Consider the following 24,022-nt stretch of genomic DNA (forward strand, 5'->3'; position numbering starts at 1 on the left):
GAAGCACGATGATCCCACTATCAAAGTGACGGCTCGGATGCACGCGATTGGTGAGCAGGCTCCGGAGCAGGCGTATGTCGTCATGCCCTTGGCTGGCAGATGACGTACGCCATAGTCTGCCGCGGTCGTCCTGTCTGCCGGCGCCTCGCAGGCAAAGCCCGGGCCTACATCCGCTCGGCATCCGGCCGATTTCGACTTTCTCTGCCGGCCACATTGAGGCATAGCATGCAGCCTCGCATCACGTGCAGGAGACACTTCGCATGACCACACTGAGCCGCAATGCCAGCCTCATCGCCGAGCGCCTTCTGTCTCTGCCGCGCGCGGCGCGCATCATGGCAGGCATTGCCGGTGCGCCGGGCTCCGGCAAGTCGACCCTTGCAGAAGCGGTTGTCGAGGAGATCAACCGGAAACATGCGGGCCTGGCCGCCCTTTTCCCCATGGACGGGTTTCATTTCGATGACGCGGTGCTGCGCGAAATGGGGAGACTGGCCAATAAGGGGGCGATCGATACCTTTGACGTGTATGGTCTCCGCCATATGCTCGAACGCCTCAAAAAGAATGAGGATGAGGTGGTGGCCGTGCCGGTCTTCGACCGGTCGATCGAGATCGCGCGGGCAGGCGGGCGTCTGATCGGCAGGAATACCGGCATCATCGTCTGCGAAGGCAATTACCTTTTGATGCGCCAGCCGCCATGGGACCGGTTGAAGCCGATCTTCGATCTGACGGTGATGGTGGATGTCGACATCGACGAACTGCGCAGGCGGTTGCGTGCCCGCTGGGAGGGATTTGGCCTGGATGAGGCGGCGATCCGTCACAAGCTCGATGGTAACGACCTGCCGAACGGTCTGGCAATCCTGCAAGGCAGCGCCGAACCCGATATGCGGGTGGTGAACGTGTAGCGACTGGCCGGCCCTTTCGCCGGTGCGCGATCGGACCTAGCCTGGAAACGCGCTTCCCCTCATCTATCTCTTTGACGACAAGGGACGCATGTTGCGCGGTCACCGGGAAAGGGATGAGGCCATGATTGCACTGGTACTGGAACGCAGAGGCGAACTTTCGCTGCGCGAGATTGATCTGCCGCTTGCGCTTGGTCCCGACGATGTCAAAATCGCCGTCCACACGGTCGGTGTCTGCGGCAGCGACGTGCATTATTATACCCACGGTGCCATCGGTTCCTTTGTGGTGCGGGAACCGATGGTTCTGGGACATGAAGCGGCAGGAACCGTGACTGCCGTCGGTGACAATGTGACGTCGCTCACGATCGGCGATCGGGTTTGTATGGAGCCCGGAATACCCAACATGTCGTCGCGTGCCTCGAAGCTCGGCATCTATAACGTCGATCCGGATGTGCGCTTCTGGGCAACGCCGCCGGTGCACGGGGTCCTGACACCTGAGGTCGTGCACCCGGCGGCCTTTACCTACAAGCTGCCAGACACTGTCTCCTTTGCCGAAGGTGCAATGGTGGAGCCGTTTGCGGTGGGCATGCAGGCGGCGACCCGGGCGAAGATCGCGCCCGGCGATATAGCGGTTGTCATCGGGTGCGGGCCGATCGGCATCATGACGGCCATTGCAGCGCTGGCCGGCGGTTGCTCCAAGGTGCTGATCTCGGATCTCAGTGCACCGAAACTCGCCATCGCCGGGCAGTATCCCGGTATCATCCCGGTCGACATCACCCGGACGTCCCTGGCGGACGTGGTCGCGGCAGAAACGGATGGATGGGGTGCGGACGTCCTTTTCGAGGCGAGCGGCAGCCCGCGGGCCTATCAGGGCATCTTCGACCTGATGCGGCCCGGCGGAACGCTCGTCCTGGTTGGCCTGCCGGTGGAGCCGGTCGCCTTCGACATCCCCGCATCGATCTTCAAGGAAGCCCGCATCGAAACCGTCTTCCGTTACGCCAACAATTTCGATCGCGCCGTCAACCTGATCGCCTCCGGCAAGGTCGATCTCAAACCGCTGATTACCGACACCTACGACTTCAAGGACAGCATCGCTGCCTTTGATCGGGCCGCGAAAGGGTTGGCCGAGGATGTAAAGATCCAGATCCGCATGCCGGCTTGAAAGGCTGGCAAAGCACGGCTGCCATGATTGCGCCAGCCGGCTCATCCAGCACGTCGGCAAGTTCACGACTTTGCCGGTTCCGACCGGAGAAACCGCTTGCAAAGCCAGGTGGCAATAGTAACATACCGATATATCGCATTCTTCATTGTGGTGCGTTACCGGAGTTTTCCAATTGAGCATCTCCCGCTGTATGCTTCTGACCGGTGCCAGTCGCGGCATCGGCCATGCGACAGTGAAGCTGTTTATGGAGCACGGCTGGCGGGTCTTGACCGTTTCCCGCCACCCGTTTTCCGGAGAATGCGCTTGGCCATCGGCGCGGGAGAGCCATATCCAAGCCGACCTCGCCGATCTGTCCGGCATTGAAGACCTGGCGGCCACGGTGCGTCAGCGCCTGCCGGATGGCAAGCTTGCGGCGCTGGTGAACAATGCGGGCATTTCTCCCAAGGCACAGAATGGCGGCCGGTTGGGTGTTGTCGACACCGATGCTGCAACCTGGATCAAGGTGCTCAACGTCAATCTCGTCTCCACCGCCCTTCTGGCCCGCGCCCTGATGCCGGAACTCGAGGTGGCTCGGGGGTCGATCGTCAACGTCACGTCGATTGCCGGTTCAAGGGTCCATCCCTTTGCAGGTGTTGCCTACGCAGCGTCGAAGGCCGGTCTTGCGGCGCTCACGCGCGAACTTGCCCATGAGTTCGGTCCGCGGGGCATTCGCGCAAACGCAATCGCGCCTGGTGAGATTGCCACGTCGATCCTGTCGCCCGGAACCGATGAATTGGTCCAGGCAGAGGTGCCGCTTGGACGGCTGGGCACGACCGCCGATGTGGCAACGACCATCTATTTTCTGTGCACCGATCAGTCCTCCTATATCAACGGTGCGGAGATCCATATCAATGGCGGACAGCACGTCTGATCCCAGGCCCTCGATGCGCCGCGAGTCCTTTGCATCGGAGTTGGGTGTGAAGAGCCGGATCGTTGCGAAGGTCGACGCCATGCGCGCGGTTTTGTCGGTCACGATACCTCGGATAAATCTCGGGTCATCGACTTGCCGGTGCTTTCGACGCGGGCTTCGGGCGCCAAGCCGCCGACTGCAAATGCTCGGGAGCTTTATCGAAGATAGCCAGGTTCTCTACCGCCTTGATGACGTTCTGCGCTGTGCGAAAAGAGAATGTTGCCACCATGGCCGGCGATATGTTCTTGCAAACTACGCCGAAGTGGCTAGGGACATGGCCGCAATATATCGGTATAACCCCGGCTTATGGATGGGGAGACGGACAAAGATGAACAACAGCCTGAGGCGGTCTGACTTTCTGCCTGAGAACGGTGTGACAGGCGGTGCGGGTCAGCCGAAGGCTTTGGCTGCCTATAATTTCATTCGCCATGCAATCATAACCATGCGCATGGAGCCCGGAGCGACCATCAGCGAAAAGGAGACCTGCGCGGAGCTCGGCGTGTCACGGACGCCCATGCGTGAGGCCGTGCTGCGGCTGGCGCAGGAAGGTCTGGTCCGGGTCGTTCCGAGTGGGGGCACTTTCGTGAATGGCATCTCGCTTAGAGGTGTGATCGAGGGACATCTGATCCGCTCCAGCCTCGAATTGCGAATAGTCCGCCTTGCGGCACAGGTTTATGATCCGGTGCACGACCGGGATTTTGATCTGCTGATGTTTCTTCAGGCAGACGCAGCCAAACGTCAGGATTACGACCAGTCGCTGGCCGTCGATAATGCCTTCCACCGTTTTCTCTGCACGGTCGCAGGTTTCCCGGATATCTGGCAGACGATCCACAATGCGACGGGGCAACTCGATCGCGTTCGCCGTCGCGCTATTCCCAGGTCAGGTTTTTTCGATGAGGTCGAAGAGGAGCATCGCGCGATCTATGAGGCGGTCCGCTGCGGAAATGGTGATCTGGCCCATGACCTGATGCGGCGGCATCTCGACGATACGGCGAAGGTCGTCGAATATCTGGTCGCGGAAGAACCGGGCCTTATCGTTCAGGAACCCGGGTTCGATCCGACGAAGATCGGACTGATGCTGGCACCGAAGAGCTAATAGCCGCTGTCGCGGTTCCCCGCGTGCAGCGGCTCCCGTCCGTCTGATACCAATTCCGCGTTTGCAAGGATCTGGCGGGCGACGTCCTTGGGGTTCGGCATGGAGGCGATATGCGGGGTGAGGAAAATCCTGGGATGATCCCAGAGCGGACTGTCGTCCGGAAGGGGCTCCTGGGCAAACACATCGAGAACCGCGCCGCGCAGATGCCCATGATCGATTGCCGCCAATAGATCAGCTTCCACGAGATGTTCGCCGCGGCCCATGTTGACGATGGCTGCCCCCTGCGGCAATCGCCGAAAAAGGTCGGCGTTCAGGATACCTCGTGTTGCGGCAGTCAGCGGCAGCAGGCAGATCAGCAGGTTACAGCCGGACAGGAAGGCGGGCAGCGCTTCTGGTCCAGAATAGATCTCGATACCTGGTTCTTCCTTCTCCAGTCGCGTCCAGCCGCGCACGGTATATGACATCGCTTTGAGGCTGCGGCCCACGGTGCGACCGATCGCGCCAAAACCAAGGATGCCGACCGTATAGTCCGCCGCGGCGATCTGCTCGGGACGCTCCCATCGGCGTTGCTGCGCGTTTTGCAGGTGGCGGTCCATTTCCCGATGAAACATCAGCGTCGACCAGATCGCGTATTCTGCCATGCCTTGGGCATGGCCGGCGTCCACAATCCGGCAGACAGGCACATCCGGCAGATGCGGATCGGCGAATATGTTGTCCAGGCCGGCTGCGATACTATGGATCAACTTCAGCTGCGGCATTGACGCCAGAACGCCATGTGGAGGGTTCCATGCCACCGCAACCTCGGCATCGTCGAAGCCCTGTTCGGGATAGATACTGATGTGTGCTGTCGGGGCTGCCGTCTCCAATGCCGTGCGAAGAAACGCAAGGTCCAGTGTCGCGCTGACGAGCGCGATACGCAATGCGGTTTTCGGTTCATTCAAGGTGCAGTCCCCTTGTTGTTGGCCAGTGACGGTGCAGTCGCCGCACGATGGATAAGGGTCTCGATTCCCCCTTGTGCCTAATTGATGAGCGTGGCGGGTCTCGGGTTATCTTTTATGCATTTTCGCGGCTTCCTTGCTTGACAGCTGGCGAGCGCGAGAGTCAAGATGGGGCAACGATATATCGGTATATTGATTGCTCGATGTGTCGCACAGGGACGTCTGCAAGCAACGAAAATCCATAAGGGGAACTTCATGCGACGACTGCTTTTTGCATCCTTAGCCTTTTCTCTCACGGCCACCGCAGTGCTTGCCCAGGCCGTTCCCGGCGGCAAGCTCAATCTGATCGTGCAGCCAGAGCCGCCGAGCGTGATGATCGGCATCACCACAAATGCGCCGGCCCTGCTTGTCGGGGGCAACATCTATGAAAGCCTGCTGCGATACGACGAAAACCTGAAGCCGATGCCATCGCTGGCCAAGTCTTGGACGATTTCGGACGATGGGCTTTCCTATACGTTCGTGCTCCAGGATGGCGTGAAGTGGCACGATGGAAAGCCGCTGACATCGGCGGATGTCCTGTTTTCCGTCAATGATTTCCTGATGAAGATGCAGCCGCGCCATCGCAACCTGATGACCCATGTGGAGAGTGTGAGCGCGCCGGACGACAAGACGGTCGTGTTCAAGCTGAAGGAGCCCTTCGAGGCCTTCATCCGTGGCCTTTCCTTCTACACGATGCCGATCCTTCCGAAACACATCTATGAAGGCACCGAATACGCCACCAATCCGGCAAACGACAAACCGATCGGCACAGGCCCCTTCAAATTCGATGAGTGGAAGCGCGGAAGTTATATCCACTTGGTCAAGAATCCGGATTATTACCTCAAGGGAAAACCCTATCTGGATGAACTGTATTATCAGGTCATCCCGGATGGCGCGTCGCGCTCCGTCGCCTTCGAAACAGGGAAGATCGATGTCGTTCCCGGTGGTTCGGTGGAGAATTTCGACATCCCCCGGCTCAGGGACCTGCCGAATACCTGCTCAACGGAAAAGGGCTGGGAATATTTTGCGCCGCTTTCCTGGCTCTGGCTCAACAACCGCAAACCACCAATGGACAATGTGAAGTTTCGCCAGGCGGTGATGTATGCGCTTGATCGCGAATTCGCCAAGGATGTGTTGTGGAACGGCTACGGCAAGGTTGCCACCGGTCCCCTTTCCTCCAAGCTTCCCTTCTACAAAAACGTTGCCCCGACCTATGCCCATGATCCCGCAAAGGCCAAGGCACTCCTCAAGGAGATCGGCTACGACGGCAAGCCGTTGAAGCTTCTGCCGCTGCCTTATGGCGAGACGTGGCAGCGCTGGGCGGAAGCTGTGAAGCAGAACCTTGGTGATGCCGGCATTCCCGTCGAGATTGAGGCGACCGACGTCGCCGGCTGGAATCAGCGCACCTCCAACTGGGACTACGATATCGCATTCACCTATCTCTACCAGAATGGTGATCCGGCGATCGGTGTGGACCGCAACTACAAGACCTCGCAGATTGCCAAGGGGAACCCCTTCAACAATGTCGAAGGTTATTCGAACCCGACGCTCGACACGCTGTTCGATCAGGCGGCCGTCGCCTACCCCGCTGCCAAGCGGCAGGAGCTTTATGACCAGGCGCAGAAGAAGCTTCAGGAGGATGTTCCCGTCGCCTGGCTGCTCGAACTGGGTTTCCCGACGATCTACAATTGCAAGGTCCAGGATCTGGTGACCACTGCGTCCGGCCTGCCGGAATCCATGCGTGATGCCTGGATCAAGAAATAAGCCGACACCGGGTGGAGATTGTTCTCCGCCCGGTCCATCCCGGACCCGGAACATCTAGTCAGGCTAAGCTCATGCTGAGGTTCATCTCGGGGCGGCTGCTCAAGGCAGTCGTGATCCTGATCTGCATTACCGTGCTTAATTTCTTCCTCATCCATGCCGCGCCGGGTGACCCGGCCTCTGTCATGGCGGGAGAGGCGGGAGATGCCGACCCCGCCTTCCTGCAGCAGCTGAGAGAACGCTTTGGCCTCGATCAGCCGCTTTATGTCCAGCTGTGGATCTACGTCTCCTCCGTGATGCAGCTCGACCTTGGTTATTCCTACCGCCAGCAGTTGCCGGTCCTCCAGCTGATCAGCGAGCGTCTGCCGGCAACCTTGCTTCTCTCTTTGTCCGCATTTGTCATTTCCCTTGGACTCGGAGTGGCTGCAGGCGCCTTCGCATCGGCACGACAGGGGAAATGGGCCGATACGATCATCTCGCTTGCAGCTCTCATCTTTTATGCGACCCCCTTGTTCTGGCTTGCGCTGATGGGCGTGCTCCTGTTCTCCGTTCAACTCGGCTGGTTGCCGGGCTTCGGGTATGAAAGTGTCGGGGTCAACTACACCGGGATCGCCCGCGCGTTCGACATCCTCCAGCATCTGATCCTGCCGGCCATGACACTCGGTCTCTTCTTCATGGCGGTTTATGCCCGCATGACACGGGCTTCCATGCTCGAGGTCAGCCGGCTGGACTTCGTGAAGACGGCCAAGGCCAAGGGGCTGCGCCCCGCCGTGATCCAGCGTCGCCACGTTCTGCGCAATGCACTGCTTCCGGTTGTCACGCTTGCCGGACTGCAGGCCGGTCAGCTGGTTGGCGGTGCCGTTCTCATCGAAACCGTATTTGCCTGGCCGGGCATCGGGCGGCTGATGTTCGATGCCCTGTCGCAACGCGACTACAACCTTCTGCTCGGTGTCTTTGTTGTCTCGGCAGCGATGGTGTTGCTCTTCAATCTCATTACGGACGTGCTTTACCGATTGGTCGATCCGCGCATCAGGGTGGCGTCATGAAGGACTTCTGGAAACGCTTTTCGCAAAATCGCGGTGCCGTCATCGGTCTGTGTGTCCTGCTGCTCGTCGTCATTCTTTCGATTGTCGCTCCCTTCATTTACACCAAATCTCCCTGGGCTATGGTTCAGCGGCCGTTCATCCCGCCCTTCACCATGGATGCCTTCCTACTTGGCACGGACCCGATGGGGCGCGATCTGGCTGCAGGTCTCGCGCACGGCGCGCGGGTATCCCTGCTCGTCGGACTTGTTTCGACACTGGTTTCCCTGATCATCGGTATTCCGATCGGTGCCGCTGCAGGGTATTTCGGCGGCTGGGTTGATGATCTCCTGATGCGGTTCACCGAGTTTTTCCAGAGTGTGCCGAGCTTTGCCCTGGCCGTGGTGCTGGTGGCGATCTTCCAACCCAATATCACGTCTATCATCGTCTCCATCGCCGTCGTTTCCTGGCCGCCAGTTGCCCGCCTGCTGCGCGGAGAGGTGATGTCACTCAGGTCGCGAGAGTTTGTCGAAGCTGCCGTGTTGTCCGGTCAGACACATCTGACCATCATCTGGCGGCAGATCCTGCCGAACACTCTGTCCCCGATCATCGTGCTTGCGTCGATGATGGTGGCTGCTGCGATCCTGATCGAAAGTTCGCTCTCCTTCCTGGGACTAGGCGACCGGAATGTGATGTCCTGGGGCTATATCATTGGTGCGGGACGCACGGTGATCCGGCAAGCCTGGTGGGTCAGCTTCTTTCCCGGTCTCGCTATCCTTTTGACAGTGCTGGCGCTCAATCTGGTAGGCGAGGGGCTGAATGACGCTCTCAATCCGCGCCTCGCGCGGAAGGGGAGGTAGTCATGTTGACGGAAACACTGCCTATCGAAACATCAGGCGATGCGGTCGTTCATCCTGGTGCCCTGAATGAAGAGGGGCGTGGAGAACCGGTCGTACATATCGATCGGTTGAGCATCGCGCTGCCAGATGGTGCGGACCGTCCCTATGCTGTGGATCGCGTCAGTTTCAAGCTCTTTGCCGGCGAAATGCTGTGCGTGGTCGGCGAAAGCGGTTCCGGCAAATCGATGTCGGCGAATGCGCTGATGGGGCTTCTTCCGGAGACCGTGCGCGTTGCACAGGGCCGCATCCTGCTGGGCGGCACCGATCTCATCACGATGCCAGCGGAGGCGCTTTACGCCATCCGCGGTCGCCGCGTGGCAATGATCTTTCAGGAGCCGATGTCCGCATTGAACCCCTTGATGAAGGTCTCGGCTCAGATCGAGGAGGTGTTCGAGGCGCATGGCCTGCTGACGCCAAGGGAACGGAAGGAGAGGGCCCTTTCGCTTTTGACGGAGGTGGGTTTGCCGGATCCGCCCCGTGCGGCCGACAGCTACCCGTTCCAGTTGTCCGGCGGCCAACGCCAGCGGGTGATGATCGCCATGGCGCTGGCTCTCGAGCCGGAGGTTCTGATTGCCGACGAGCCGACGACCGCCTTGGATGTGACGACGCAAGCACAGATCCTGAAGCTCATCGCCAAGCTCCAGGAGGAACGCAACATGGCGGTGATGTTCATCACGCACGATTTCGGGGTCGTCGCAGAGATCGCGGATTATGTGACCGTGATGCAACTCGGGCGGATCGTGGAACAGGGCACTGCCGAGGAGGTGCTCTTCTCGGCGCAACATCCCTACACGAAGAAGCTGATTGCGGCGATCCCACGCCCATCCGAAGGGAATGCCGGGATTGGCACGAGCGAACCACTGCTGACGGTGGAGAGGTTGTGCAAGACTTATCGTATGGGCGGCGGGCTGTTTTCCAGACGCCGCGAGGTGTATGCAGTAAAGGATGTGTCCTTTGCGCTCGGGCGTGGCGAAACTCTTGGTATTGTCGGAGAGAGCGGGTCGGGCAAGTCATCGATCGGACGATGCCTGGTGCGTTTGGAGGATCCAGACGGCGGGCGGGTGCTTCTCGGTGGCCGGGATATGGCCCATCTGAAGGGGGCGGAACTGCGCGCGATGCGCCGCCGCATCCAGATGATCTTTCAGGATCCCTATTCATCCCTCAATCCACGCGAAAAGGTCGGCCGCATCATCGCCTCGGGCCCGATCGCTTACGGTGAAGATGAAGGGCGGGCGCTTTTGCAGGCCGCAGAGCTGATGGAAATGGTCGGGCTTGACCCCAAGGCGACCAATCGGTTTCCACACGAATTTTCCGGCGGTCAGCGACAACGCATCGGCATTGCTCGGGCTCTTGCACTCGAACCTGAGATCATCGTTGCAGACGAGGCCGTTTCGGCGCTGGATGTCTCCATCCAGGCCCAGGTTCTGGAACTGCTTGCGCGACTGAAGGAGGAACTCGGGCTTTCACTTGTCTTCATCACCCATGACCTTCGTGTTGCGGCCAAGATCTGCGACCGGGTGATGGTGATGCAGACGGGGGAAGTTGTTGAACTGGGTACGGGCAGCGAAATTTTTGACAGTCCCCGGCACCCTTACACACGAAGCCTGATCGAGGCCATTCCCGGCCGGGCGAAGGAAGCACGGATGATGGCGTGACCTGTCATATGGCCACATCACAGGGCGATGGTGCCCAAACCGTTCAATGGAGAGACCGATGACGATCATGCCCAATTCGATGGAAGGCCGCGATATCGCCTACCAGATGCATCCGAACGTGAACCTGCGCAAATACGAGAAATCGGGTGGGCTGGTGATCGAGCGGGGCGACGGCATCTATGTCTTCGACAATACCGGCAAACGCTACATTGAAGGTCTTGCCGGATTGTGGTCGGTGGCGCTTGGTTTCGGAGAGAAGCGTCTCGCCGAAGTCGCTAAGGCGCAGATGGAAAAGCTGCCCTATTACCACACCTTTTCATACAAGACGCACGGCCCTTCGATCGATCTGGCGGAGATGCTCATCAAGATCGCACCGGTGCCGATGTCGAAGGTTCATTTCACCTCGTCGGGCTCGGAGGCCAATGATCTTGCCGCCAAGATGGTCTGGTACCGGTCGAACGCTTTGGGCAAACGCGAGAAGAAAAAGATCATCGGCCGCATCAAGGGTTATCACGGCGTCACCATCGCATCGGGCTCGATCACCGGTCTGCCGCGCAACCACGAAAGCTTCGACCTCCCGCTGGACCGGATGATCCACACATCCTGCCCATCCTACGTGCATTTCGGCCTTGAAGGGGAGAGCGAAGCCGAGTTTACCCAGCGCATGCTGAAGGATCTGGAGGATCTGATCCTCAAGGAGGGACCGGAGACGATCGCTGCCTTCTGGGGTGAGCCGGTCATGGGTGCCGGTGGTGTTCTGGTTCCGCCGGACGGCTATTGGGCCGGCGTGCAGGCCATTCTGAAAAAATACGACATTCTGCTCGTGGCCGATGAGGTCATCTGCGGATTTGGCCGAACGGGCAGGATGTTTGCGTGCCAAACACTTGGCATCGAACCGGATGTCCTGGTCGTATCGAAGCAGATCTCATCGTCCTATATGCCGCTTTCCGCAATCATCATGAACGATCGCTTCTACCAGCCGATCGCCGACGAATCCGATCGCATCGGTGTGTTTGGCCACGGTTACACCGCTTCCGGCCACCCGGTTGCGACCGCCGTTGGCCTTGAAAACCTCAAGATCATCCAGGAGCGGGATCTTGTCGGCAATGCCGCGCGGCTTGAAGGGCAGTTTCTCGCAGGCCTTGGCGAACTTGCACAGCATCCGCTTGCGCACTCCTCGCGCGGCATTGGCCTGCTGGGCGCGCTCGAGATCAAGCCATGGGCGGATGCCAATGCCGGCGACGCGGCAGCCGCTGTCGCTGCGGCCTGCCAGGAGGAAGGGCTCATCGTGCGCAACATCGGCGAAGGGATCTGCTTCTGCCCACCGCTTATCATCACCGCCGAACAGATCGACGACATGTTCGCCGCGGTCAAGCGGGCGTTGGATCTGGTGCAGGCTGCGCGCACCTGATGTTTCGAGGGAAGAGATGATGCGTATGACGGAAAAAACCGAACTTGGCGAAATGACCGCGGCTGAGCTGTCCGAACTGTTCGCAGCGGGCAAGGTCTCTCCGGTCGAAGCCGCCAAGGCTTCCCTGGCGCGGGTCGAGGCGTTCAATCCGAATGTCAATGCCTTTGCCTACGTTGTGCCGGAGCAGGCGCTGGCGGACGCGAAACAATCCGAAGCCCGCTGGATGAGGGGCGAACCTCTCAGTCCGATCGACGGTGCGCCGACAACGATCAAGGAACTGACACCAGTCAAGGGAATTCCGTGGCGGCGCGGTTCGGCACTTGGAGCAAAGACGCCATCCGACAAGGAATTCCTCATCATGGAGCGCCTGCGTGCCGCGGGCGTCACCATTCTCGGCACCACGACCTCGCCCGAATTCGGCTGGAAAGGGGTGACCCATGGCCCCGCTTTCGGCAATACGTTGAACCCCTGGCGCACTGATCGCGCCTCCGGCGGCTCCTCCGGGGGCGCAGCGGTTGCGGCGGCGCTGAATATGGGGGTCCTGCATGAAGGATCCGACGGTGCAGGTTCGATCCGCATTCCGGCCTCGTTTTCCGGCGTGTTCGGCATCAAGCCGAGCTACGGCTGGATCCCTTCCGATACGCCGACGACCCTGTTCGAACTTGCGCATCGCGGTCCGCTCGCCCGTACCGTTGAAGATGCGAGCCTCTTTATGAATGCGACGAGCGGGCCGACGCCGAAAGCGATGTATGGTTATTGCCCGACACCCGTGCCGGACTGGCGTGAGGCCGTCCGGAGCACAAGCGTCAAGGGTTTGAGGATCGGCTATAGCCGCAATCTCGGTTATGCCGAGGTTCAGCCGGATGTGGCTGCTGCTGTTGAGCGTGCCGCCCAGCGTCTGGCGGATATGGGTGCCATCATCGAGGACGTGGATCCGGGTTTCTCCAATCCCCAGGATGCGCTGCTTGTGCTTTGGTATGCCGCCGAAGCCCGGACGGTGGAATTGGCCAATCCGACCGAGGCGCAGATGGCGCAGATGGATCCTGGTCTGATCCGGATTTATGAAAAGGGGCTTGCTTACACCGCTCGCGACTATGTTGCGGCCGAACAGGTTCGCGCGGATCTGAAGGTCACGATGGCGATCTTCCACGAACGCTACGATGCGCTGATGTTGCCGACCATGCCGGTGACGGCCATCGAGGCTGGCGTTGATTTCCCGGGCGGGGTCGAAGGGAAGGATTGGTCCGACTGGTCGCCGTTCACCTATCCCTTCAACATGACCGGACAGCCGGCCGTCTCCGTGCCGTGTGGCTTCGATGCTGGCGGCTTACCGATCGGGCTGCAGTTTGTCGGCCCCCGCTATCGTGACGACCTCGTTCTGAGGTTGGCGGCTGCCTATCAGGCTGCCTATCCGGAGGCGGTTCTCAGTGCCCCGCGGATCGTCTGATCGGGCCTTTCGGCGGGAGAAAGACCAAAAAGTGAGCATGAGGATTGAACATATGGCCTCCACGGCAAGCCGAGGGCCGGAGACCGGGCTCGGCGCAGAACTGAAGACTGGGGCCGCCGCAGTCCCGCCGGATCAGGCGGAGCGCATTGCGCAAGAAAAATATGGATTGACCGGCAGGGTCGAGTGGCTTTGGGGGGAGAAGGACAGCAACTACCGCCTGACGCTTGAGGATGGAACCGCTTATCTTCTGAAGATCCTCAATCCCGCCGAAGACCCGGCCGTCACGAGCATGCACAGTCAGGCACTTCTCCATGTGGCGGCTGCCGATCCCGCGATCCCGGTTCAGCGGATCATCCGCACTGTCGATGGCGAGGCCGACTTCGTCATGACGGACAGTGATGGCGCCACCCGTGGTGTGCGGATGGTGACCTTCTTGCCGGGCCTGGCGCAGAAGGTGCTGCCGCATTCAGCGCTTCAGCGATACCGTGTCGGCGTCCTGCTCGGGCGCATGCAGACGGCGTTGGAGGACTTTCGTCACGAGGCTGCCCAGCACCGCATCACCTGGGACATGAAGCATGCGGGCAGTCTTCGTAATCTCCTCTGCGTCTTTTCGGACACATGGCAGCGCTCCCGGCTTGAACGCGCCATGGACGATTTCGAGATGCTGATCGCTCCACGGATGGAGGTCCTGCCTGCACAGGTCATCCATAATGATTTCAATATGGAGAACATCCTCGTCGTGCAGGATGATCCCGACACGATCAGCGGCATCATCGACTTCGGTGACATGGTCCATGCGCCGGTGCTGTTCGACGTTGCCGTGGGTGCCGCATATCAAATAGGCGATGCCGCCGATCCAGTCGAAGCCATGTGTGATTTCCTGAGAGGGTATGCCACACAAAAGACGCTCAGCCCGCAAGAGCTTGCGCTGCTGTACCCCGCGATTGCGACGCGTATGCTGATGCGGGTTGCCATTCCGGAGTGGCGCAGCAACCTGTTTCCGGAAAACCGGGAGCTTTATACCCGCAACAGTGCGACCGTTTGGGCACAGTTCGTGAAGCTCGATGCCATTCCAAAGGATGAAGTCGCAAGACGTCTGGCCGCCGCTTGCAGCCTGGGGAGAGAGAGATGACCAAGCCAGCGACAACCATGATCAACGGCTTTGATGCCTCTCGGCTTGGCAGTCTGCCGGAGCGTGAACGCTCGATGATCGAGAGACGACAGGCGATGCTCGGTCCATCCTATCGGCTGTTTTACGAACAGCCCTTGCATCTGGTGAGAGGGCAGGGCGTCTGGCTCTACGACCCCGACGGAAACGCCTATCTCGACGCCTATAACAATGTCCCTTCGGTCGGCCATTGCCACCCGAAGGTGGTCGCTGCGATTGCCGAACAGGCAGCCATTCTGAACACTCATACTCGTTATCTCGACGAGAAGATCCTGGACTATTCCGCGAAACTTCTTGCAACCTTCCCGGAAGAAATCGACCGGGTCATGTATTGCTGCACCGGCAGCGAGGCTGTTGATCTCGCGTTACGGATGGCGTGTTATTATACGGGCGGCACAGGCATCATCATTACCGAAAACGCCTATCACGGTACGACTGCCGCGTCTGCTGCGATCTCGCCATCGCTGGGGCCGAACATGCCGCTTGGTGTGCACGTGATGACCGTACCGGCCCCGGATGCGTACCGGTCCGAGGGGCGCGATGTAGCGGAAATGTTCGCGGAGAACGTCTCGAAGGCCATCGCCTTCATGCAGCGCCGCGGAATAAGGCCTGCGGCGTTCATTGCCGACAGTATCTTTTCGACGGACGGCATATTCTCCGAACCGGCGGGATTCCTGAAGCGCACGCTTGAGGTCGTCCACGAGGCAGGGGCGCTTTACATCGCCGACGAGGTGCAGCCGGGCTTCGGTCGGCTGGGGTCTCATATGTGGGGTTTCATGCGTCATGATATCGTGCCGGACATTGCCGTGATGGGCAAACCGATGGGCAATGGACTGCCTATCGCGGCCGCGGTGATGAAAGGCGAGATCCAGGAGCGCTTCGGCCGGGACATTCGTTATTTCAACACGTTTGGTGCCAATCACGTTTCAATCGCGGCAGCCAATGCCGTTCTGGAGATCATCCGTGATGAAGATCTGATGGCGAACGCCGTTTCAACGGGCAACGACCTGTTGAACGGAATGCGCATGCTGCAGCAGCGGTTCGACTGTATCGGAGATGTCCGAGGGGCCGGACTTTTCCTCGGTCTTGAGTTCGTCAAGGATCGGCAAAGCCGTGAACCGGATGGAGCGCGATCGCTTGCGGTCGTCAATCGCCTGCGCGAACGCCGGGTGCTGATCAGCGCTGCCGGTCTCCACGGCAATTCGCTGAAAATTCGCCCACCTCTCCCTTTCGGCAAGGAGCATGCAGAGATTTTCCTAACGACGCTCGAAGCGGTGCTGCACGAGACGAATTAACGCCACAGCATTCTCATCGCCGCACAATTTGACAGGAACGTACATGGCATCGACACCGGATATCAATGCGGAGCGCCTCTGGGCGGACATCATGACCATGGGGGCGATCGGCGCAACGCAAGCGGGCGGCAGTTTCCGTCCCGCTGTGTCCGATGCGGATCGCGAAGGGCGCAACCTGTTCCGGTTTTGGGCCGAAGAGGCCGGCTTGACGGTGAGTATTGACGCGATCGGCAACATGTTTGCACGGCGCGAGGGCACCGATGCCGCACTTGCGCCACTGGTTATCGGCAGCCATCTCGACACACAGATGCCTGGCGGCAAGTTCGACGGCGTTCTGGGCGTACTGGCGGGGCTTGCTGTTATCCGAGCTCTCGATGCAGCCGGCCTGACGACGAAGCGGGCAATCGAAATCGCTAACTTCACCAATGAGGAAGGTGCACGTTTCCAGCCCGGTATCATGGGCTCTGGTGTGTTCGCAGGACTTTTGCCGCTGGAGGAAGCGCTTGGCCGCAGGGATGACGGCGGGGCGAGGCTGGGCGATGAACTCGCCAGGATTGGGTATGCTGGGCATGCACCCGTCGGCGGGCGGCCTGTTCACAAGTACCTCGAACTTCACATTGAGCAGGGGCCGGAACTGGAAAAAGCCGGCGCGCTGATCGCCGCCGTTTCCAACAGCTCGTGGGGATGTAGCGGCTTTATCGATATCCATGGCGAGAATGGCCATTCGCAGACCGCAGCCATGTCCACGCGGCGTAATTCTCTTGTCGCTGCAGCAAGGATCATCCTCGACATCGAGACGATCGGGGCGGACAATGAACCGGCTGGAATGGTCAGCGCGACCGTTATCCGCAACTGGCCCAACAATCGCGTCAACATTCCACACCTGACGCAGCTCTCCTATGTCGCGGTTCATGCCACCGAAGACGGACGCGCAAACATCGTGACGCGGATTGAGACGGCGGCAAAACGTATCGCTGAAGAGACCGGCCTCGTCATCGATGTGACGACCGCGCATTATCGCCAAAGGCTCGATCTCTGCCAGGACCTTGCAACACAGATCATGACCGCGGCAGAACGACGGTCATACCCGGCCATGACGCTGCCGACACTGACATCGCATGACGCGCTGTCGATGGCGCACCTCTGCCCCTCGGCGATCATATTCGTGCCGTGCCGGGGCGGCATTTCGCACAGCGAACGAGAATGGTGCGACCCGGCCCATGTGGCGGCGGGTGCGCAGGTGCTGTTGGATGTCGCCGTCGCCCTTGCCAACGAGCCCTGACAGGGAGCGCAAATGGATGAAGATCGGTGCCGGTTTCGCTGAAACCGCACGTTATTGGGCAGGTTGGATGGAATTCGGCAGAAACGCCTCTTCTGTCGTCATCGACGGCAGAGGTGCAGCTGCGGCTTCGGTTAGATCATGGAGGATCGCCAAGCCCGAGGAGCCTTTCATGAGCCTGATCAAGACCATCGACCATAACCCGACGTTTGAGCCGACCCATGCGGTACCGACGCCTGAGCGGCTGATTTCCGGAAGCCCGGAATTCTCCACCTGGGCGATGGACGACACGCGCGATGGCAAGATCAAGTCCGGCATCTGGCAGGCGACGCCGGGTCTCACGCACTCGATCAAGGGCGAGACCTTCGAGTTCTGCCATATCCTGGAGGGCGTCGTGGAGATCACCGAAAACGGCCGGGAGCCGATCACCTACAAGGCCGGTGACAGCTTCGTCATGAAGCCCGGTTTCGTCGGGACCTGGCGCACGATCGAGACGGTGCGCAAGATCTACGTGGTTTGTTACTGACCCTCAAAGTCACGGCGTCTTTCGCCATGCGGTCCTGATATGCCGGTCAGCCGGCGGTCGCTGCCGCACGAAATTGCGTCAAGCGGGCCGGCAACAGAGCAATGCACTGCCGGCCGCAGACAAATGGCGCAAGGTTGCGGAGGCTTGCTTCTACGATCGGCGCTGCATCACCGGAGCCCTGCCATGACCCTTTCCTTTGATCCCGCGTCCCCCTCGTTCCGGTGCGGTCATTTTATCGGCGGCGCCTTCGAGGCGGCGGAACCGGTGCTTTCCCTGCATCGCCCGTCGGATGGCGTGGAATTTGCCGGCTGTCCGGTGGCGGACGCCGATGTGGTCGACAAGGCGGTCAGGGTCGCGCGCCGGGCACAGAAGGACAGCGGCTGGGGCACCTGCCGTCCGCGCGAGCGCACGAACGCGCTGCTGCGCTGGGCCGATCTCATCGAACAGCACGCGCTGGAACTGGCGCAGCTGGAGGCCGTGCCCTCGACGCGGCTGATCGGCCAGCTGATTGCGGGCGATATTGCGGTGACGGCCGAACAGATCCGGTTCTTTGCGGAATTGGCCGACAAGGAAGGTGGCGAGGTGGTGCCAACGGCCGGCAACCAGTTCGGTTTGATCGTTACCGAACCCTATGGCGTGGTGGCTGCCATCACGCCCTGGAACTTCCCGCTTTCCATGGCCGGCTGGAAGATGGCGCCGGCGCTTGCCGCCGGTAACGCCGTTGTGCTGAAGCCCTCCGAGATGACGCCGTTTGCGACGCTGCGAATGGCGGAGCTTTCCGTGGAGGCCGGCATCCCGGCGGGCCTCGTCAACGTTGTGCTGGGCGATGGCCCCGTCACCGGCAATGCGCTGACCGGCCATCCGAATATCGCCAAGGTCAGCTTCACCGGATCGACTGGCGCTGGCTCTGCCATCATGGCCAATGTCGCGCGCACCGGCATCAAGCCAATGACGCTGGAGCTTGGCGGCAAGAGCCCGCAGGTGGTGTTTGCCGATGCGGACCTGGCGCTCGCCGCCGATTGCATTGCCCGTTCGATCCTGTTCAACGGCGGCCAGGCTTGTGTCGCCGGCAGCCGGGTCATCGCGCATGAAAGCATCGCGGACGAACTGTCCGACCGGCTGATCAAGCTGATGGCGCAGCCGGGGCCCGGCCTCGGCTGGGAGGAGGAAACCACATACTCACCGTGTATTTCCGCCCGCCAAAGGGCGCGCGTTCACAGCCTCGTCCAGGCGGCCATCGAAGAGGGTGCCGAGGTTTTGACGGGTGCGCGCGACATGGATCATCCGGGTTATTTTTATCAGCCGACGCTGCTGACGAATGTCAGCCAGGACAATACGGCGGTGCGCGAAGAAGTATTCGGGCCGGTGTTGACGCTGCAGACCTTCGGAACCGAAGACGAGGCCTTTGCGCTGGCGGATCACCCGACCTATGGTCTTGCAGCCGGTGTCTATACCCGCGATGTATCAAGGGCACTCAAGAGCCTGCATCGGATCGAGGCCGGCACGATCTGGATCAACCGTTATGGCCGCTCGCGCGATCACATCCTGCCGACGGGCGGCTACAAGTCGTCCGGCATCGGCAAGGATCTCGGCCGCGACGCCTATCATGCAAACCGCCGCTCGAAGAGCGTGCTTATCGACCTGTGAGAGACCATGGCACCTTATCGCATTGCACTTATTCCCGGTGACGGCATCGGTGTTCCGGTCACGGAGGCAGCGCTTGCCGTTGCCGCCAAGGTGTTGCCGGGCAAGATCGAGACGGTCACCTTTCCCTGGTCCTGTGACCATTATCTGCAGACCGGCCGGATGATGCCGGAAGACGGGATCGAAACCCTGCGGCGCTTCGATGCGATCTTTCTCGGCGCCGTCGGCTGGCCGGCAAAGGTGCCGGATTCGGTCTCGCTGCATGGCCTGCTGCTGCCGATCCGCAAGGCCTTCGTGCAATATGCCAACATCCGCCCGCACCGCCTTCTGGCCGGCGTCGAGGGGCCGTTGCGCAAGGATGGCTTCGACATTCTCTGCATCCGCGAGAATACGGAAGGCGAATATTCGGGCGCAGGCGGCCGCGTGCATCAGGGCACCAAGGACGAAGTGGCCGTCGAAACCGCCGTCTTCACCCGCGCCGGTGTGGAGCGTATTCTGCGTTTCGGTTTCGAGCAGGCCCGCAAGCGCAGCAAGCGGCTGGCGTCCGTGACCAAGTCCAATGCGCAGAAATACTCGATGGTGTTCTGGGACGAGGTGACGAAGGAGCTTGCCGCCGATTATCCCGACGTTGCCGTCAGCCATTATCACATCGATGCCATTGCCGCGCGCATGGTGATGGCACCGGAAACGCTCGACGTGGTGGTCGCCTCCAACCTGTTCGGCGACATCCTGACCGATCTCGGCGCGGCCATCCAGGGCGGCCTCGGTTTTGCTGCCTCCGCCAACATCAACCCGGACCGCAGCGCGCCCTCCATGTTCGAACCGGTGCATGGTTCGGCGCCGGATATTGCTCATCTCGGCATTGCCAACCCGCTGGCCGCTATCTGGTCGGTCGCGATGATGCTGGAGCATCTCGGCGAGGGCGAGGCGGCCGCGCGGATCATGGCTGCCATGGAAAATACCACCGCCCGCGGCATAGGCACCGTTCCGGGCCGCGACAAGACCGATGACATCACTCGCGGCGTTCTGGCCGCTCTGGACTGAGGACAAGACCATGACGATCGCTATTTCTGACCTGCTGCCGGGCCTCAAGGATACGGACCTCTTCCGCCAGCAGAGCGTGATTGGCGGAACCTGGTGCGATGCCTCGACGGGCAAGACCATCGACATCACCGACCCGGCTACCGGGAAGGTGATTGGCACCGTGCCGGATATGTCGGCAGAGGATACGCGCCGCGCCATCGAGGCCGCAGAACTTGCCTTCCGCAGCTGGCGCAAGGTGCCGCATGGTGACCGGGCCGCCAGGCTGGAGCGGTGGTTCGACCTGATGGAAGCCCATGCCGAGGACCTGGCCCTGATCCTCACCCTGGAGCAGGGAAAACCGCTGACCGAAGCGCGCGGCGAAATCGCCTATGGCGCCTCCTTCGTCAAATGGTTCTCCGAGGAGGCAAGACGCATCGAGGGTGGCATCATTCCCGCCCCGACGCCGGACCGCCGGATCCTGGCGTTGAAGGAGCCGGTCGGCGTTTCGGCGATCATCACGCCGTGGAATTTCCCGAATGCCATGATCACCCGCAAGGTGGCGCCGGCACTTGCGGCCGGCTGCACGGTGGTCATCAAGCCGTCGGATTTCACGCCCTTCTCCGCGCTGGCGCTGGCAGTGCTTGCAGAGCGCGCCGGCATTCCCGCCGGCGTCATCAACATCGTCACCGGCCTGCCGACGGAGATCGGTGCGGAACTCACCTCGAACCCGACGGTGCGCAAGCTGTCCTTCACCGGTTCCACCCGGGTCGGCTCGCTGCTGATGGCCCAGTGTGCGCCGACGGTGAAGCGTCTCAGCCTCGAACTCGGCGGCAATGCGCCTTTCCTCGTTTTCGACGACGCCGACCTGGAGGCCGCGGTCGAGGGCGCGATCGCCTCGAAATTCCGCAATGGCGGGCAGACCTGCGTCTGCTCCAACCGTATCCTGGTTCAATCGGGCATCTATGATGCCTTTGCCGCAAGGCTTTCGGAACGGGTGGCCACCATGAAGGTCGGTTCCGGCATTGAACCCGGTGTCGTCATCGGACCGATGATCAATCGCGCGGCGGTGGACAAGATCGAGCGCCATGTGGCGGATGCCGTTGCCAAGGGTGCCGCAGTGGCCGCAAAAGCCGAGACCCCCGACGGCAGCCAGTATGCCGCCCCGGTGGTGCTGACCGGCTGCACGCTCGACATGCAGCTTTCGGAAGAAGAGACCTTCGGTCCCGTCGCGCCGCTTTTCCGGTTCGAGACGGAGGAAGAAGCTGTCGCTATTGCCAACGACACACCCTTCGGGCTGGCCGCCTATTTCTACACGCGTGACATGGCCCGTGCCTGGCGGGTGGGCGAAGCGCTGGAAGCCGGCATGGTCGGCCTCAATACCGGTGCCATCTCCATGGCCGTCTCTCCCTTCGGCGGCATGAAGCAATCCGGCCTCGGCCGTGAGGGCGCCCGCGCCGGCATCGAGGAATATCTCGAAACCAAAGCCTTCCACATGGGCGGGCTGTAATTCGTATGGGCTGGACGGGCGGGCGCAAAGCCCGCCTCTGCACTCATTTGAATATTGTCCGTCAATTTCAAACGTCGAGGGCCTGCTGCGGCTAACCTGCAGCAGGCCCTTTGATGTCTTGGAAGGCTTTGAAGTCTATGTTTCTTTGCTCACAGTGTTGCCGGTGTATTCCCGCACCCGGCCGGCGAGCTGCCCTTGTCCTCGGGCAGAAAACTCACCCGATCCGGTCCTTGAACTTGTAATAGGCGCCGACCAGCGGCAGGAACCAGGGCTGGCCGAGATGTCCGGGGATTGCGGGCCAGGGGAGCGAAGCCCAGGGGTTGCGATTGGCGCGGCCGAGGATCAGGTCCGCGACGATCTCTCCCATATGTGTGGCGACCTGGGCACCGTGGCCGGAATAACCCATGGCGAAGAAGACGCCGTCCGCCTCACCTGCCCGGGGAAAACGGTCCTTGGTCATGTCGACCATGCCGCCCCAGCAATAATCCACGGCGATATCGTCCAGTTGCGGGAAGATGCCGCGCAGGGCCTCTTTCAGGATACGGCCGCTTTTTTCGTCCGAAGTCTGGTTCGATGTGGCGGAAAAGCGGGCCCGTCCGCCGAAGATCAGGCGGTTGTCGGGTGCCAGCCGGAAATAATTGCCGACGTTCAGCGAGGTGACGCAGGTGCGGTTGCCCGGCATCACGGACTGGGTTTCGACGGGTGTCAAAGGACGCGTGGCGAGCAGGAAACTGCCGACCGGCACGATGCGGCGGCGGAAGAAGCCGAAGGTTTTTGGCGTATAGGCGCCTGTCGCAAGCAGAACCTTGGTGGCACTGACGACGCCCTTCGGCGTGTCGAGTTCGTGGCCGGATGCGGTCTGACGGCGTGCCGTGACCGGTGTTTTTTCATGGATTTCGGCACCGCGCCGGACCGCGGCTTCCGCCAGTCCGACGACGAAACGGCCCATATGCATCATGGCGCTCTTTTTCTGCAGCATCGCGCCGTGAAAGATGTCGGAGCCGATTTCGCTCGCGAGTTCCGCCTTCGTAAGCATCGCCGTATCGGGATCAACCGTCCGGTGAATGGCCTCCATGTTGCGGGCAAGGCCCTCGTAATGCTGCGGCTTCGAGGCGAGCTTCAGCTTGCCCGCCCGGCGGAAGTCGCAGGCGATCCCCTCTTCGGCGATGATCCGCTCGAGGGTCTCGATACCGTCGTCGAAGGTCTTGTACATTGCTTTGGCCGTCTCCACCCCATAGGTGGCGATCGCGCCGGTAAAGCTGTGGGCCACCCCATTGTTGAGGTGACCGCCATTGCGACCGGAGGCGCCGAAACCGACGGTCTGCGCCTCCAGCACGATCACCCGCCGGCCTTCCATGGCAAGCCGCCGCGCCGCGCCGAGCCCGGTGAACCCGGCGCCGATCACCGCCACGTCGTAGTGGCCCGAAGGCGCCGCGGTGGCGCCGCCGGTGAAGGCGGGTGCCGTATCCTGCCAGTAGGATTGGAATTTCATGGCTTGGTTCCCAGAACTTGGCCGGATCGCGGCAACAGATGTCAGAGCCCGAAGACGCCCGGCAGGCCGGAAATGTCCTTGATCTCGGTGTATTCGTAGAAGGGGTTGGCCGGCTCATGGCGGCGGTTCACCCAGACCTTCGACTTGATGCCGAGATCATAGGCGGTCATCAGGTCGTAGCGGAACGAGGACGATACGTGCGTCACGTCCTCCGGACCGCAGCCCAGAACGTCGAACATGTATTCGAACCCGTTCATCTGCGGTTTGTAGGAGCCCGTCTCCTCGGCCGTGATGACCTTGTAGAACGGTGCGCCGAGCTTTTCGACATTCGACATGATCTGGCTGTTCATGGCGTTGGAGAGAATGACGAGCGGAATTTCCTTCGCCACCTTCGCAAGACCTTCCGGAACGTCCGGATGCGGCCCCCAGGTCGGCACCTCGTTGTAGATGCGCAGCGCGTCTTCCTCATGGAAGGTGACGCCATTGCGTTTGCAGGTGCGCTTCAGCGCGTTGTGGACCACATCGGCATAGGGCTTCCAGGCGCCAAGCACCTCATCCATACGATAGGCGGAGAAATCGCGGATGAAGACCGCCATCTTGGCCTCGTCGAGCATCGCGCCATAGATGCGGCGCGCGGCACCGGCCATGTCGAAATTGATTAGAGTGCCGTAGCAGTCGAAGGTCACGTATTTCGGACGGAAGGTCATCTTTATCCCCGAGCTGGATGCGCCTGATGGCGGACAGTGAAAGGTTGGGCCGGTAAAGCCGCTCTCATTGATCCTAGCCCCTCGCAGAAAAAGCCCCGGCCGCTTT

20 protein-coding genes are annotated in these 24,022 nt (G+C 60.9%); 17 read left to right on the forward strand and 3 right to left on the reverse strand.

Annotated elements, in window-relative coordinates; translation table 11 throughout:
• Positions 1 to 260: 260 nt before the first annotated feature.
• The 4 genes from OU993_RS14840 (at position 261) to OU993_RS14855 (ending at position 4,103) form a co-directional block, all read left to right on the forward strand.
• On the forward strand, positions 261 to 899 hold the full coding sequence (locus tag OU993_RS14840; RefSeq protein WP_268158622.1) for a nucleoside/nucleotide kinase family protein: 639 nt from the start codon (positions 261 to 263) through the stop codon (positions 897 to 899).
• 121 nt (positions 900 to 1,020) lie between these two features.
• On the forward strand, positions 1,021 to 2,058 hold the full coding sequence (locus OU993_RS14845; RefSeq protein WP_268158623.1) for an NAD(P)-dependent alcohol dehydrogenase: 1,038 nt from the start codon (positions 1,021 to 1,023) through the stop codon (positions 2,056 to 2,058).
• A 190-nt stretch (positions 2,059 to 2,248) separates the two neighbouring features.
• The gene (locus OU993_RS14850; RefSeq protein WP_268159678.1) at positions 2,249 to 2,968 is read left to right on the forward strand and encodes an SDR family NAD(P)-dependent oxidoreductase; all 720 of its coding nucleotides are present in this window, start codon (positions 2,249 to 2,251) and stop codon (positions 2,966 to 2,968) included.
• Between the two features lie 367 nt (positions 2,969 to 3,335).
• The gene (locus OU993_RS14855) at positions 3,336 to 4,103 is read left to right on the forward strand and encodes a GntR family transcriptional regulator (protein WP_268158624.1); all 768 of its coding nucleotides are present in this window, start codon (positions 3,336 to 3,338) and stop codon (positions 4,101 to 4,103) included.
• Here the strand turns inward: OU993_RS14855 and OU993_RS14860 are convergent.
• A complete protein-coding gene (locus OU993_RS14860) occupies positions 4,100 to 5,023 on the reverse strand; it encodes a 2-hydroxyacid dehydrogenase (RefSeq protein ID WP_268158625.1) in 924 nt (307 codons plus the stop codon). The genes OU993_RS14855 and OU993_RS14860 overlap by 4 nt on opposite strands.
• Before the next feature lie 273 nt (positions 5,024 to 5,296).
• Between OU993_RS14860 and OU993_RS14865 the strand changes: the two genes are divergently transcribed.
• The 13 genes from OU993_RS14865 (at position 5,297) to OU993_RS14925 (ending at position 21,717) form a co-directional block, all read left to right on the forward strand.
• The gene (locus tag OU993_RS14865) at positions 5,297 to 6,844 is read left to right on the forward strand and encodes an ABC transporter substrate-binding protein (protein ID WP_268158626.1); all 1,548 of its coding nucleotides are present in this window, start codon (positions 5,297 to 5,299) and stop codon (positions 6,842 to 6,844) included.
• A 71-nt stretch (positions 6,845 to 6,915) separates the two neighbouring features.
• Complete coding sequence (locus OU993_RS14870) at positions 6,916 to 7,887, forward strand: ABC transporter permease (RefSeq protein WP_268158628.1); 972 nt, start codon at positions 6,916 to 6,918, stop codon at positions 7,885 to 7,887.
• On the forward strand, positions 7,884 to 8,723 hold the full coding sequence (locus OU993_RS14875) for an ABC transporter permease (RefSeq protein ID WP_268158631.1): 840 nt from the start codon (positions 7,884 to 7,886) through the stop codon (positions 8,721 to 8,723). Before OU993_RS14870 ends, OU993_RS14875 begins: the two co-directional genes overlap by 4 nt.
• Positions 8,724 to 8,725: 2 nt before the next feature.
• Positions 8,726 to 10,417, forward strand: a complete 1,692-nt coding sequence (locus tag OU993_RS14880; protein WP_268158633.1) for an ABC transporter ATP-binding protein — start codon at positions 8,726 to 8,728, stop codon at positions 10,415 to 10,417.
• A 58-nt stretch (positions 10,418 to 10,475) separates the two neighbouring features.
• A complete protein-coding gene (locus tag OU993_RS14885; protein WP_268158635.1) occupies positions 10,476 to 11,828 on the forward strand; it encodes an aspartate aminotransferase family protein in 1,353 nt (450 codons plus the stop codon).
• A 25-nt stretch (positions 11,829 to 11,853) separates the two neighbouring features.
• Positions 11,854 to 13,275 carry an amidase gene (locus OU993_RS14890; RefSeq protein ID WP_268158637.1) on the forward strand — a complete coding sequence of 474 codons (1,422 nt, stop codon included), beginning with the start codon at positions 11,854 to 11,856 and terminating at the stop codon, positions 13,273 to 13,275.
• 52 nt (positions 13,276 to 13,327) lie between these two features.
• Entirely contained in the window at positions 13,328 to 14,407 is a 1,080-nt protein-coding gene (locus OU993_RS14895; protein ID WP_268158638.1) for a phosphotransferase, read from the forward strand.
• A complete protein-coding gene (locus OU993_RS14900) occupies positions 14,404 to 15,738 on the forward strand; it encodes an aspartate aminotransferase family protein (RefSeq protein WP_268158639.1) in 1,335 nt (444 codons plus the stop codon). The genes OU993_RS14895 and OU993_RS14900 overlap by 4 nt, the downstream gene beginning before the upstream one ends.
• Positions 15,739 to 15,781: 43 nt before the next feature.
• Positions 15,782 to 17,020: a hydantoinase/carbamoylase family amidase gene (locus tag OU993_RS14905; RefSeq protein WP_268158640.1), complete on the forward strand. Its 1,239-nt coding sequence runs from the start codon at positions 15,782 to 15,784 to the stop codon at positions 17,018 to 17,020.
• A 169-nt stretch (positions 17,021 to 17,189) separates the two neighbouring features.
• Positions 17,190 to 17,543 carry a cupin domain-containing protein gene (locus OU993_RS14910; protein ID WP_268158642.1) on the forward strand — a complete coding sequence of 118 codons (354 nt, stop codon included), beginning with the start codon at positions 17,190 to 17,192 and terminating at the stop codon, positions 17,541 to 17,543.
• Positions 17,544 to 17,726: 183 nt separating this feature from the next.
• Positions 17,727 to 19,190 (forward strand): aldehyde dehydrogenase family protein, encoded by a 1,464-nt coding sequence (locus tag OU993_RS14915; protein WP_268158644.1) that lies wholly within the window; start codon positions 17,727 to 17,729, stop codon positions 19,188 to 19,190.
• 6 nt (positions 19,191 to 19,196) lie between these two features.
• Positions 19,197 to 20,231, forward strand: a complete 1,035-nt coding sequence (locus OU993_RS14920) for a tartrate dehydrogenase (protein WP_268158646.1) — start codon at positions 19,197 to 19,199, stop codon at positions 20,229 to 20,231.
• A 10-nt stretch (positions 20,232 to 20,241) separates the two neighbouring features.
• Positions 20,242 to 21,717 (forward strand): NAD-dependent succinate-semialdehyde dehydrogenase, encoded by a 1,476-nt coding sequence (locus OU993_RS14925; protein ID WP_268158647.1) that lies wholly within the window; start codon positions 20,242 to 20,244, stop codon positions 21,715 to 21,717.
• A 214-nt stretch (positions 21,718 to 21,931) separates the two neighbouring features.
• Here the strand turns inward: OU993_RS14925 and OU993_RS14930 are convergent, their stop codons facing one another.
• Both OU993_RS14930 and OU993_RS14935 read right to left on the reverse strand, forming a co-directional pair.
• Entirely contained in the window at positions 21,932 to 23,209 is a 1,278-nt protein-coding gene (locus OU993_RS14930; RefSeq protein ID WP_268158648.1) for an NAD(P)/FAD-dependent oxidoreductase, read from the reverse strand.
• A gap of 41 nt (positions 23,210 to 23,250) precedes the next feature.
• Positions 23,251 to 23,916, reverse strand: a complete 666-nt coding sequence (locus OU993_RS14935) for a haloacid dehalogenase type II (protein ID WP_268158650.1) — start codon at positions 23,914 to 23,916, stop codon at positions 23,251 to 23,253.
• Between the last annotated feature and the right edge of the window lie 106 nt (positions 23,917 to 24,022).

The sequence above is a fragment of the Rhizobium sp. SL86 genome (assembly GCF_026672545.1).
Lineage (GTDB): Bacteria > Pseudomonadota > Alphaproteobacteria > Rhizobiales > Rhizobiaceae > Neorhizobium.